This window comes from Polynucleobacter cosmopolitanus (genome assembly GCF_002224225.1).
In the GTDB taxonomy this organism is placed as follows: domain Bacteria; phylum Pseudomonadota; class Gammaproteobacteria; order Burkholderiales; family Burkholderiaceae; genus Polynucleobacter; species Polynucleobacter cosmopolitanus.
Window position 1 is genome coordinate 112,281 of sequence record NZ_NJGG01000003.1, and the last position, 12,362, is coordinate 124,642.

The 12,362-nt window shown below is 44.5% G+C and carries 8 protein-coding genes, 1 other RNA gene and 1 pseudogene; 9 read left to right on the forward strand and 1 reads right to left on the reverse strand.

Annotated features, from left to right (window positions below; genetic code table 11):
• Nucleotides 1-13: 13 nt before the first annotated feature.
• Together AOC33_RS08385 and AOC33_RS08390 are read left to right on the forward strand one after the other, a co-directional pair.
• Nucleotides 14-2,842, forward strand: coding sequence for a PD-(D/E)XK nuclease family protein (locus tag AOC33_RS08385; RefSeq protein ID WP_143744036.1), 2,829 nt, complete (start codon nucleotides 14-16; stop codon nucleotides 2,840-2,842).
• On the forward strand, nucleotides 2,839-6,234 hold the full coding sequence (locus AOC33_RS08390) for a UvrD-helicase domain-containing protein (protein WP_089516564.1): 3,396 nt from the start codon (nucleotides 2,839-2,841) through the stop codon (nucleotides 6,232-6,234). Before AOC33_RS08385 ends, AOC33_RS08390 begins: the two co-directional genes overlap by 4 nt.
• Before the next feature lie 43 nt (nucleotides 6,235-6,277).
• On the opposite strand, the gene ffs is transcribed toward AOC33_RS08390, so the two are convergent.
• Nucleotides 6,278-6,375, reverse strand: an RNA gene (gene ffs, locus AOC33_RS08395) — signal recognition particle sRNA small type.
• 39 nt (nucleotides 6,376-6,414) lie between these two features.
• Here ffs and dnaX point away from each other — a divergent pair.
• The 7 genes and pseudogenes from dnaX to rpoS all read left to right on the forward strand — a co-directional run bounded on the left by dnaX (nucleotide 6,415) and on the right by rpoS (nucleotide 12,359).
• Complete coding sequence (gene dnaX, locus AOC33_RS08400; RefSeq protein ID WP_089516565.1) at nucleotides 6,415-8,073, forward strand: DNA polymerase III subunit gamma/tau; 1,659 nt, start codon at nucleotides 6,415-6,417, stop codon at nucleotides 8,071-8,073.
• A gap of 39 nt (nucleotides 8,074-8,112) precedes the next feature.
• Entirely contained in the window at nucleotides 8,113-8,436 is a 324-nt protein-coding gene (locus AOC33_RS08405; RefSeq protein ID WP_089516566.1) for a YbaB/EbfC family nucleoid-associated protein, read from the forward strand.
• A gap of 21 nt (nucleotides 8,437-8,457) precedes the next feature.
• Nucleotides 8,458-9,084 carry a recombination mediator RecR gene (gene recR / locus AOC33_RS08410; protein ID WP_089516567.1) on the forward strand — a complete coding sequence of 209 codons (627 nt, stop codon included), beginning with the start codon at nucleotides 8,458-8,460 and terminating at the stop codon, nucleotides 9,082-9,084.
• Between the two features lie 13 nt (nucleotides 9,085-9,097).
• Nucleotides 9,098-9,880: a 5'/3'-nucleotidase SurE gene (gene surE / locus AOC33_RS08415; RefSeq protein WP_089516568.1), complete on the forward strand. Its 783-nt coding sequence runs from the start codon at nucleotides 9,098-9,100 to the stop codon at nucleotides 9,878-9,880.
• 39 nt (nucleotides 9,881-9,919) lie between these two features.
• A pseudogene (locus tag AOC33_RS08420) lies at nucleotides 9,920-10,552 on the forward strand (protein-L-isoaspartate(D-aspartate) O-methyltransferase); the annotation flags it as partial.
• A gap of 41 nt (nucleotides 10,553-10,593) precedes the next feature.
• Nucleotides 10,594-11,397 carry a peptidoglycan DD-metalloendopeptidase family protein gene (locus tag AOC33_RS08425; RefSeq protein WP_089516570.1) on the forward strand — a complete coding sequence of 268 codons (804 nt, stop codon included), beginning with the start codon at nucleotides 10,594-10,596 and terminating at the stop codon, nucleotides 11,395-11,397.
• A 2-nt stretch (nucleotides 11,398-11,399) separates the two neighbouring features.
• On the forward strand, nucleotides 11,400-12,359 hold the full coding sequence (gene rpoS, locus AOC33_RS08430) for an RNA polymerase sigma factor RpoS (RefSeq protein ID WP_089516571.1): 960 nt from the start codon (nucleotides 11,400-11,402) through the stop codon (nucleotides 12,357-12,359).
• The last annotated feature ends 3 nt before the right edge of the window (nucleotides 12,360-12,362 follow it).

The following is a 12,362-nucleotide window of genomic DNA, read 5'->3' on the forward strand; positions in this document are numbered from 1 at the left end:
TAAGTGCTTCTTTGTGCATACTTCTACTTCAATGCCATATTTCAAACACCACCTTTTAACCCCAGATGAGCAGGTATTGGATACCCTGGCTGATCTCGTTTGGACCGTGACCAAGGAAGAACAACGCAGTCCATTGGTGATTTTGAGTACATCAGGCCCTGCATATAGCTTAAGACAGGCCCTTGAAAAGCATCGACCACCTGGGTTGCCTTCAAATTTGATGTTTTTACCCAGAGTCCTGGGTCTGGCTCAATGGTTAAAGGAAACGCCTGGTTTAAGAGCAGAAGGTATTCAGAAAACTGATTTAGAGCGCTGGTATGAGGTGTACCGAGCTTTAAGCGATAGACCGCAACTCAGTTCTTTGTTAATGGATAGTTCCGACGCCTCTAAATGGTCATTGGCCAAGAAAATCATCGAGGTGTGTGATTTGCTATCGGATGCCACCTTGGGTGTTTTTGATGAGGTGCTTGAATCTGCTTTGAGTGATGCTATTGCAGAAGTCTATCAAGGAGCATCAAAACAGATTGTTGAAGTTGAGGCGCGCATCGTGTTGGCATTTTGGGAGAATCTGAGCAGTGCTCAAGATCCTATAGTCAGACAACGACGAGCCATGGGTTTGAGAATTGCTGAATTGAAAAATGCAAATGCTGATGTTCAGCACACCAACACCCATTTTCCAATTATCTTTATTCAAACCGCACAAGCCAGCCCTGGATTTGAAAAAGCGCTTGAGCAAGTTTGGCAGGCTCATGCATCAGTCACTGCGTTTCATCATTGTTCCTTGAATTACTCAAATGTTGCGCTTTGGCCTGAATGCTTGAGCGAGGTTGATGATTCAAAACCAATGATTCAAAAGAATCGAGATCATTTTTTTGAGTCGGGTAAGCATTTATCTCAAAGTGACCGTCGCATCCTCAAAGCCCAAGACTTTGAGGATGCCGCTTGGCAGGGCGCCGGGGCGATCGAAAAATTATTGCAAGATGGACATCAGCATATCGCATTGATTGCCCAGGACCGGCTAGTTGCTCGTCGTATGAGAGCATTACTAGCAAGATTTGGTGATGGTTTATCAGTTCATGATGAAACTGGTTGGAAACTATCAACCACCAGAGCGGCTGCATCAGTGATGTCCTGGATGGATGTGGTCCATCATCCAGCCGGTCCGTCTTCTGTGGAGTTAATCGATTTTCTAAAAAATCCGTATATCGATTGGTCAACTTTTGGGATTACTCATGATCAAGCTTCTGATTGCTTGACCTTCCTTGAGCAACGCTTGATTGAGGGGGATGTCAGAGGAACATGGTCTGGGTTCATCTTGGCTCTAGATTCTGATAACGATGAAACAAATACTTTGGTCAGCATTATTCGGAAGCTTAAAAACCAGAGCAACCGCTGGCAAGCTGCATCTAATTCTTGCCTTGCTTGGCTAGACCTCCTTGAACAAGACTTGATTGATTTAGGCATGTCTTCCTCACTGTCTCAAGACATTGCTGGTCAGCAGTTACTGGCATCGCTATCTCCAATGAGACTGTTGCGCCACCATCCGATGAAACAGGTGGAATGGCTGTCTTTGTTAAGTTCGATGCTTGAAGATGCCAGTTACATCGAGAGTAATCCAAGACAAAGTGCCAGCGTCACCATTCTGCCTTTGAGTGCCACACGTTTGAGACGATTTGATGCTTGGGTCATGGTGGGGTGTGATGACACCCAGCTACCATCACTGTCAGACAGCCCGATGTTTTTATCGGCACAACTTAAAAAATTATTAGGCTGTAAAACTCAGGAGGCTGAATTCATTCAGCAAGCCATGGATTTATCTCAGTTAATGAGATCTCATCAACACTGGCGAATGATTTGGCAGTCAGTGGGCACCACTGGTGAACCAAGGCAGCCATCACCGTGGTTGCAAAGACTCTACGTTCGTCATCCAGAACTATTAAAAGACAAGCTTGAAGTGCCAACCACATCCTATGAAGCGATGCCTATCAGTCAGCCAAAGCCAAGTTTGCCTGAAGATTTTGTCAAACCAACAAGCATTAGTCCAAGTGCTTATCGAGCTTTAAGAGAATGTCCTTACCGATATTACGTGACCAGATTATTGGGTCTCAAAGAGCGAAGTGGATTGGAAGCAGAGGTTGATTTGAGCCTGGTTGGAAAGACGCTTCACGCTGCTTTGTATGATTTTTATCATGGACTAAAAACCCAAGCGCTAGAGAATGACAATATTTACGAGCGCACCAAATTATTAAAGAAACGTTTGTATGCCATTTCTCATAAACATTTCAAACCTTTGCTTGAGGTGGATGGACGATGGTTGGCCGCTTGGATCGAGTGGGAAACTTTGATTCCATCATGGATTGATTGGCATATTCAACGTGAGCAATCTGGATGGGTGTTCCATGACGGTGAAAAGCAGGTGAGCTTTGATTTACAAACGCGTTTTGGTGATATTCGTGTTTCTGGATTTGTTGATCGTTTAGATATTCATCCTCAAGAGGGCGTTGAGGTAATTGATTACAAATTCAGTAGCAAGAATTCAATCACCAAAAAGAAAAACAATCTACAGGATGATCCTCAATTAGTCATTTATGCCAAAGCTGTGAATGAACATGACATGGTGAATCGTCAACCTACAACCACTGCCTCATGGATTTCTGTGAAGGAAGATGATTCGCGTGTTGAGGTTGATGATTTGCAAAGCGAAATGAAAGAACTTCCAGCGCAAATGATTGCTGATATTGAATCCCTTTGGGGAGGTTCTCCAATGGCGGCAAGCGCACCCGACAGCATTTGTCAGTATTGCCAGGCGCGGGGCATTTGTCGCAAAGGAATGTGGTCATGATCGATCAATTGATCCTTGATTCATGTGACCCTGATCAATCGGTGGTTGTGGAAGCTTGCGCTGGCAGTGGTAAAACATGGCTGCTGGTGTCGCGCATCATTCGATTATTACTGGCCGGCGCAAAGCCCAGTGAAATTCTTGCCATCACTTTCACTCGCAAAGCGGCGCAAGAAATGCGTGGTCGTTTGGATCAAGTGCTTTTGCAATTTGCCAATTGTTCAGAGGAAGACCTAATAGATGAGCTGATAGCGCGCGGTTTGTCGCCAGAAAAAGCCAGATTAGCATTGCCCAAAGCAAGATCCTTGTTCGAAGATGTTTTATCAGATCCTCGTCCTTTGAACGTTGAAACATTCCATGGTTGGTTCAGCAGTCTTTTGCGTGGCTCACCGCTGGGTTCAGGCGTTCCTCAGGGGCTGAAACTGCGAGATGATTTTAAAAGATTGCAAGACGAGTGCTTAGAGGATTGGTGGACAAATTTGCCATCGAGCAGCAACACAGCTGTGCGAGCTGCTTATGAACTCCTTGTCAAAGAGCTAAAAGCCAATAATGCGAATGATCTATTAATTGGCTCGAAAGGATTTTTAACGGTTAAAGCAGAGTGGTGGAGTTATTTAGAGCGCTGCAAAAAGCAGGGCACCAATCCAATGCAAGCCATCAGTGATCGCTCTGATTGGTTGGCAATCCAAGATCCGCTCAAAGTCATGTTGGATGATTCACAAGCTTTGATGAATTTGATGAGTTTGGTCAATCATTTAAAAAATGGTGGATCGAATGATCAAAAATACGCAATCGCTATTGATGATGCTCTGAAGAAACAAGCTCATGGTTTTTCGGCAGAGGATGTGGCTGCAGCTTTAAGGCCGGCCTTCCTTACCGCTGACTATGCACCGCTGTCAAGGTTATTGGCTTCTGATGCGGTTAAGAAATCTCTCAAGCAATTGACTGATGCTCAAAACATAGAGCAACAAATCAATAACACCCGGCAGACCTGGGCTCAAGCTCTGTATGACCATTACTGCTGGGAGGCTGATCATCGAGCTCACCGAATTCATCAGGCCTGGATCAAGATTGGCGTGGATATGTTGAAGCACTATCAGGCAAAAAAAGAAGTCATGCGCGCGCAAGACTTTTCAGATTTAGAAGCCTACACTGCAAAATTAATGCTCTCATCAGACGTGGCCAATTATTTGCAGGCCAGACTCGACGCCAAGTACAAACATTTACTCGTTGATGAGTTTCAAGACACCAACCCCTTGCAATGGCAAATCCTTCTATCTTGGTTGAATGCTTATGGTGAAGAAGAGAGCAGACCTTCTGTATTTTTAGTTGGTGATCCCAAGCAATCAATTTATCGATTTAGGCGAGCAGACGTCCGTTTGTTTGGCGAAGCTAAAAACTATCTAAACAAACAGTTCAAGGCCAAAGTTCACTCCTTTAACAAGACCAGGCGCAATAGTCCGGCAGTGATTAAAGCAGTGAATGCTGTTTTTGCTTTGCCGGATGTGCCAAAGAATTATCCATTTCAATCTCAAGAGCGAAACCCAAGTGCTAAAAATAGTTATGGCCCAGGTGAGGTTTGGCGTTTGCCTTTGATAGGTTCGCCCGAGATCAAGCAAGAGCATTCAAGAAATGCACTTGAGCATCCTTTCATTGATGTCACCAAGCAAACAAAAGTTCAGCAAAGTTTTGAAGAAGCATTACAGGTTGCTCAGTTGATTCATAAAATCAAACAAGAAAAAAATGCTGGCTGGGGAGACTTCTTGATTTTGTTGAGATCGAGAACTCATTTGGCTCAAATTGAAAAGGCTTTCAGAGTTACTGGCATCCCTTGTGACAGCCCAAGGCAAGGGGGTTTGCTCAAAACCCTTGAGGCCGAAGACATGGTGGCCTTGTTATCAGTTTTGATAACGCCGAGTGATGACCTATCGTTGGCCCAGGTATTGCGTTCACCCATTTATGGCATGTCTGATTCAGACTTACTGGTTTTGATGGTTGCCAAACAATCTCAAGAGATTCATTCTCTTTGGCAATTAATTTCATCGCCTGAGCATCCACACCATCATATTTATTCAGATATAGCTGCCTGGGCGGAGTTGGCTAAAAAATTACCGGTTCATGATTTGCTGGACCATATCTATAGTCAAGGCCAAATTCGTCTGAAATATGCGCGCTCAGCACCTATATTGCAGCGAGATCAGGTGCTATCAAATTTGGATGCATTCTTATCTCTGGCACTTAATTTAGATGGTGGACGTTATCCAAGCTTGTCTAGGTTCATTAATGAGCTTAAAAAGATCAAACGTGGTGCTGAAGAAGAAAGCCCGGATGAGGGTGAGTCATCAGGTGAGGATGATATTGATGAGGGTTCCGAAACATCTGAGAAGCGTGTCAGAATTTTGACCATTCATGCTGCCAAGGGTCTCGAATCTCGCTTTGTGTTCTTGATGAACACCAACACAAATAAGTCTGCCAGAGATAACGTGGGTGTCTTGATGAGTTGGTTGCCTGGTAACGATGCTCCTGATCATATCTCTCCAACATTTTCAGCCAAGCCAAAGGATCCAGCACGAGAGACTTTGCGTGAGCAAGAAGAGCAAATTTCTCAAATTGAAAATTGGAATCTTCTTTATGTTGCTTTGACCAGGGCAAAAGAGGCTGTTTATATATCGGGTTCTGCCAATAAAGGTGATTCTAAGAGTGAGACTGCGATTGCCAAAAATAGTTGGTATGACCGATTAGCTAGAGCGGACGTTGAACTGTTAACTGAAGCATCAGAGTTGCCCGTTAAAGTGGTTGATCAAAATCTTATATATGCAAAAACTGATATCGAGCCCTCATTTGCTGATTTCAATGTTTTGTGGCGTGGTAAGCCAAATACCAATATCCGCTTTGATGAGGAATTGGTGAGTATTGAACAGCAAGGCATGATTGATTTGGGTGTGGCTTTCCATGCTGTGATGGAACATGTGATGCGAGCTGGCATTAGAGATTCATCAGCTATGCCAAGCGCAGAAGAAATGGTTGCCTGGCTCAACCTCAGTCCTGAGGTAGCCGCTGATGCAAGACATTGCGCTTTGAATGTGTTGAATTCAGTAAAAACCAAACATTTTTTCTTTGATTCAGCGATTCAAGCTTCATGGGAAGAGTTGGATGTTGCTGACTCAAATGGAAGATTACTCAGAATTGACCGCTTGATTGAGTTGCCAAGCGAATTGATTATCTTGGACTACAAGTTATCAATTCCGGAGCCAACAAGCGAGTTGTTTGCGAAATACGATGCTCAAATGAGTACTTACAGAGAATGTGTGGCTCAATTGCGGCCAGATAAACCGGTAAAAAGTTATTTATTAGGTGCAAACGGGGATGTTTTAGAGTTGGGTGCTACTCAATGATCCAATTTTTGACTGAAAAACCCCTGATTAAACAAGTTAGTAGGTGGACGAGCCTGACCCTCGGCACTGGCAGTACTTGGCTTTGGCTGCTCCGTTCCCGACCTGACCAGGTTACCAAGCCACCATGCGAGGAGGCCCGTCCTCTGACATTCTACTGCCTTCTACTTGTAGAATGACAATATGACTGCATTAGCTTTAGCCCGAAAGTGGCGCCCAAGAGATTTCTCAACCTTAGTTGGCCAGGAACATGTGGTCAAAGCTTTGACCCACGCGCTTGATCAGCAGCGTTTACACCACGCCTGGTTATTCACAGGTACAAGGGGGGTTGGTAAAACAACCATTTCTCGTATTTTGGCCAAGGCTCTTAATTGCACGGGTGCGGATGGTCAAGGTCAAATGACTTCTCAGCCTTGTGGCAAGTGCCCAGCTTGTACAGAAATTGATGCTGGACGTTATGTTGATTACATAGAAATGGACGCAGCGAGTAATCGTGGTGTGGATGATATGGCTCAATTGCTTGAGAAGGCCATGTATGCACCAAGCAGTGCGCGCTTCAAGGTCTACATGATTGACGAAGTCCACATGCTGACCGGTCATGCATTTAATGCAATGTTAAAGACATTAGAAGAGCCGCCGCCTCACGTGAAGTTTATTTTGGCAACGACGGACCCACAAAAGATTCCTGTGACAGTTTTATCACGTTGCTTACAGTTCAATTTAAAACAAATGCCAGTGCCTTCAATTGTTGAGCATTTGGAAAAAATTCTTGAGTCTGAGCAGGTGAAGTCAGAAATCGGTGCATTGCGTATTTTGGCCAAAGCTGCTCAAGGATCGATGCGGGATGCTCTATCTTTGACTGATCAAGCGATTGCCTATGCAGCCGGACCTGTGAGTGAGTCTGCCGTTCGTGCCATGTTAGGTACCTTGGATGAAACATATTTAATTCAGATTTTAGATGCCTTGAGAACCGGTGACGGTGGAGCTCTGATTGCTATTTCAGATGAAATGGCTGCTAGAAGCTCATCCTTTTCTCTTGCTCTTCAAGATCTTGCTTCTTTATTGCAGAAAATTGCCGTGGGTCAAACAGTTCCATCAGCAGTCTTGGATGACTGGCCAGAAGCGACTGAAGTTCGTCGCTTGGCATCACAATTTAATAAAGAAGATATTCAGTTGTATTACCAAATTGCTATTACCAGCCGCCCAGATCTTTCTTTGGCGCCGGATGAGCAGACTGGTTTCACGATGGCGCTTTTGCGCATGTTGGCCTTTAAACCAGGTGATGGTTCTGGTTCAGTTAAATCTAGTCAAACGCCTAGAGCAGGTGGCACTTCAATCAGTTCTGCTGCTAAAGCAGCCGCAGCCCCTAAAGTGGCTGCAGCAACTGCGCCAGCCACACCAGCGCCCTCAGCACCTCAACCAACAGCTCCAAAATCATCTCCAGTGACTTACAACTCTGAAGATCCAGATTGGCAGTCATGGATGAAAGCTTTGCCAGTCAGAGGCTTGTTACAACAGTTGGCATTCCAAACAGAACTTCAAAAGTGGAATGAGCAAGGTGATTCTGTCAAAGCAACCGTGATTGTAGGAATGCCTCAACTGGCCAGCAAAGAAAATGTCTCGCGTTTACAAGAAGCATTATCGAATCACATCGGAAAATCAGTCACGATTTTGATTGAAACAGGCAAAGCCAGTCACTCGATTGCAGCCGTAGAAGCAAAAATCAAGCAAGAAAAACAAGAAGGGGCAGAAGAGTCGATTGCCAACGATGACTTTGTGAAAACGATTCAAGCTGAATTCGGTGCCACGGTTGTCCCTGGCAGCATTCGCCCCATTCAATAATTACTCATAAAACCAAATATTCATTCGGAGAAATAAAGCATGATGAAAGGTAATATTGCTGGCTTGATGAAACAAGCTCAGCAGATGCAAGAAAACATGAAGCGCGCTCAAGCTGAGCTTGAGGCTCTTGAGGTGATTGGTCAGGCCGCTGGTGGTTCTGTCAAAGTAACAATGACAGGTAAGCATGCATTGAAGCGTGTTGAGATTGCTGACAGTGCCATGGATGACAAAGAGATGCTTGAAGACTTATTGGTGACTGCTTATGCAGACGCTTATCGTCAAATTGAGCAGATATCTAGTCAAAAAATGTCTGGTGCGACGGCAGGTATGCCAATGCCACCAGGTTTTAAATTGCCATTTTGAGATTGTTAGCGAATAGTCACGATGTCAGAAAATAGATCCCCTGATCAAGCTCAAGATGCTCTGCAACGGATGGTGCAGGCTTTGAGAGCTTTGCCAGGCGTGGGCCCTAAGTCTGCGCAACGAATGGCCTTTCATCTGTTGCAGCATGATCGCAATGGAGCGGCAGTGTTGGGCCAAAGTTTGCTTGATGCAGTGAACCATATTCAGCATTGTTCATCGTGTAACACTTTTTCCGAATTAAATATTTGCACTACTTGCTCTGATGATCGACGTGACCCAAGCATTTTGTGTGTGGTTGAAACCCCGGCAGATCAATTGATGGTTGAACAAACCCTGACTTATAAAGGTTTGTACTTTGTTTTGATGGGAAGACTTTCTCCGTTGGACGGCTTAGGCCCGAATGAAATTCATTTGGATCGATTGATTGAGCGTGTTGAGAAAAGTCCGATACCCGTCAAAGAAGTTGTTTTGGCTACTAACTTCACCAGCGAAGGTGAGGCGACTGCCCACTACATTGGTGAAATCATGAAGGTACGCGATATCAAAGTATCAAGAATTGCCAGAGGTGTTCCAGTGGGTGGTGAGCTTGAGTATGTTGATGCCAGCACCTTAGCAAGAGCGATGATGGATCGTCGCTCAGTCAGTTAATTTTTAGGATTTCATGCACATTCTGATCGCAAACGATGATGGTTATCTGGCTCCTGGCTTATTGGCATTGGTGAATGCTCTTCGCCCTTTAGGCAAGATCACGGTGATTGCCCCCGAGCAAAATCACAGTGGAGCATCTAATTCATTGACATTGTCTCGACCACTCACGGTTAATCGGATGGCTGGCGGCGATAGAGATAACTTTTTGTATGTGAACGGTACGCCCACTGATTGCGTCCACATTGCGCTGACTGGTTTATTGGATTCAAAACCTGATTTAGTGGTTTCAGGCATCAATCAAGGTGAGAACATGGGTGAAGACGTTCTTTATTCAGGCACCGTGGCTGCTGCGATTGAAGGGGTGATGTTTGGAATCCCAGCAATTGCGTTTTCTCAAGTAGCCAAGGGTTGGGCAAGGCTTGATGATGCTGCTCAAATTGCCAGAGACATTGTGATGCAACAGATCAGCGCTCCAGTGGATGGAGTTTTGAATGCTGGTGAAAAACCCACATTGCTGAACGTCAATATCCCGAATCTTCCATATGAAGCTCTTAAGTCATGGAGAGTTACTAGATTGGGTAACAGGCATCATTCGCAAAATGTCATCATGCAAAATAATCCACGTGGTGAACCTATTTATTGGATCGGGCCTCCTGGTGATGCAAGAGATGCAACCGAGGGAACCGATTTCCATGCAATCAATCAAGGGCAGGTGTCTATCACTCCTTTGCAGTTGGATTTATCTCATGTGCAAACACGTGAAAAAATGATTCAGTCTCAGTGGCATAAAAATTAATTTAATAGGTTGTTAGTGGTTAAAAAAGATCCCATGTTCGACAAGGCACGCCTTCAATTAGCAGAAAAGGTTGCTGCTAGTGGTGTGCGTAATCGTCAGGTATTGGAAGCAATTGCGACTGTACCGCGTCATGCATTCATTGATCACGCTCTTGATGCAAGAGCTTATGAAGATTCAGCATTGCCGATTGGGCATCAACAAACAATCTCAAAGCCATCAGTGGTGGCGCGCATGGTTGAGTTATTGATGCGCCCCAAAAAAGACCTTGGTAAAGTCCTGGAAATTGGCACAGGTTGTGGCTACCAGGCGGCAATTTTAAGTTTGGTGGCTCAAGAGGTTTATTCAATTGAGCGAATCAAGCCTTTGCATGAACAGGCCAGAGCAAAACTAAGACCTTTCAGAATTCCTAATTTACGCTTGGTGTACGGTGATGGCATCCGAGGCTTACCGCAAGCCGCTCCATTTGATGGAATCATCTTGGCTGCGGCTGGTTTAGGTATCCCAGATCCATTGTTGGATCAACTCGCCATTGGTGGTCGATTGGTGGCGCCTGTGGCTAAAAATGAAGAAGAACAGCAATTGGTAGTGGTTGAACGAGTCAGTTCACAGCGTTACCAAAGAACGGTTCTTGAAGAAGTATTTTTTGTGCCTTTACAATCAGGTATTGTGTAATTTAATCGCTATTTAATTGCGTCATTGACTGCTGTGAGCTTATGAATTTTCCTCGTTTATTGATTGTTTCTTTGGCAATTTCGACTGTTGTATTTCAGTCAGGTTGTGCCACGCGTTCGACACCTGCACCAGTTGTTGATCGTTCGGGTGGTAAGGGTGCTAGCCTCGAACCAGTCCAAGCAGGGTTTTATCGCATCAAACGTGGCGATACTTTATTGAGGATTGCTTTAGATCATGGTCAATCACACCGTGATATTGCAGAGTGGAACAACATTGCTGACATGAATCAAATTGAAGTAGATCAAGTTATTCGTGTGGCGCCACCAAGATCTGCCAAAGCCATGACTTCTAAAGTAGAAGTAAAGCAAGAAAAGCCAAGTGCGGCTAAAGATGTTGTCAAGCCATCAGACAAAATGAAAGATGAAAAGCTTGCTAAGAACGAAGTCAAGGTTGATAAGTCAAACAACGAGCCTGCAGCTGATGCCGGCATCAAGCTTTCTTGGCCATCAAAAGGTAATGTCATCGATCGCTTTGATGAAGGCAAAAACAAAGGTATTGGCATTGCAGGCAAGTCAGGCGACTCGATTCAGGCTGCAGCAGATGGCAAAGTAGTTTATGCCGGTAACAGCTTGAGAGGCTATGGCAATTTATTGATTGTGAAACATGACAATACTTATTTAACTGCCTATGCTCACAATAAAACTCTTCTTGTAAAAGAGGGCGATACCGTCAAGAAAGCTCAAAAAATTGCTGAGATGGGTAATACCGATGCTGATCAAGTGAAATTACATTTTGAAGTTCGTAAGCACGGTAAACCTGTTGATCCAATGTCTTATCTTCCTTAAGTATGACTAAATCAACAGACTCAGATAACAGCTCATTCAATGACTTTTCTGAGCTAACTGATTTAAACAGTCAAGAGCTGGATGCAGACGAATTAAAAGAAGTTTTAGCCGCCGAATTGTCTGCGGACCTCGTGCAGCGCTATTTGCAGCAAATCTCCAGTAAGCCTTTATTTACTCCCGAAGAAGAGCTCAAGGTGGCTACTCAGGCCAAAGCCGGTGATTTTTTAGCCAGACAAGCCATGATTGAGCACAACTTGCGTTTGGTAGTGAGCATTGCCAAAACGTATATGCACCGCGGTTTACCTTTACCTGATTTGATTGAGGAGGGTAATTTAGGCTTGATGCACGCTTTAGATAAGTTTGAGCCTGAACGAGGGTTTAGATTTTCAACATATGCCACCTGGTGGATCAGACAAAGTGTCGAAAAAGCTCTGATGAATCAGGTTAGGACTGTTCGTCTGCCTGTTCATGTCATTCGAGAAATCAATCAAGTCCTAAGAGCCACTCGTTTTTTAGAGCAAGCTTTGGGGGCCGAAGGCAGAGCACCAGACCTTGAAGACATTGCCAGTTTGACGGGTAAATCAGTGGAAGATGTTGCGGATGCTCTGGCATTGGCTGAGCACACCACATCTTTGGACGCTCCCCGAGATTTAGATCCAGGATCTAGTTTGCTTGATTTTATTTCTGATGATCGCAGTGCTGCACCAGATGAAGAGGTGGAAAGATCTCAATTGGAAGAAATGTTGAGAAACTGGTTAAAGAATTTAAAGGACGATCAACGCATGGTGATCATCAGGCGTTATGGGCTTGATAATCAAGAGCCAGCGACCTTGGAAGGCCTTGCAAAAGAATTGGGTTTATCCAAAGAGCGTATTCGTCAAATTCAGCAAGAATCTTTGATTAAACTCAAAAAACATTTATCGAGTCATGGCTTGGACAAGGGTTCAGTGCTTGATGATTGATTC

What these genes read in the sequence shown, in the direction of transcription:
- AOC33_RS08390 (WP_089516564.1), top strand. Translation starts at nt 2,839, where the DNA reads ATGATCGATCAATTGATCCTTGATTCATGTGACCCTGATCAATCGGTG.
- dnaX (WP_089516565.1), top strand. Translation starts at nt 6,415, where the DNA reads ATGACTGCATTAGCTTTAGCCCGAAAGTGGCGCCCAAGAGATTTCTCA.
- AOC33_RS08425 (WP_089516570.1), top strand. Translation starts at nt 10,594, where the DNA reads ATGAATTTTCCTCGTTTATTGATTGTTTCTTTGGCAATTTCGACTGTT.
- AOC33_RS08405 (WP_089516566.1), top strand. Translation starts at nt 8,113, where the DNA reads ATGATGAAAGGTAATATTGCTGGCTTGATGAAACAAGCTCAGCAGATG.
- surE (WP_089516568.1), top strand. Translation starts at nt 9,098, where the DNA reads ATGCACATTCTGATCGCAAACGATGATGGTTATCTGGCTCCTGGCTTA.
- rpoS (WP_089516571.1), top strand. Translation starts at nt 11,400, where the DNA reads ATGACTAAATCAACAGACTCAGATAACAGCTCATTCAATGACTTTTCT.
- recR (WP_089516567.1), top strand. Translation starts at nt 8,458, where the DNA reads ATGTCAGAAAATAGATCCCCTGATCAAGCTCAAGATGCTCTGCAACGG.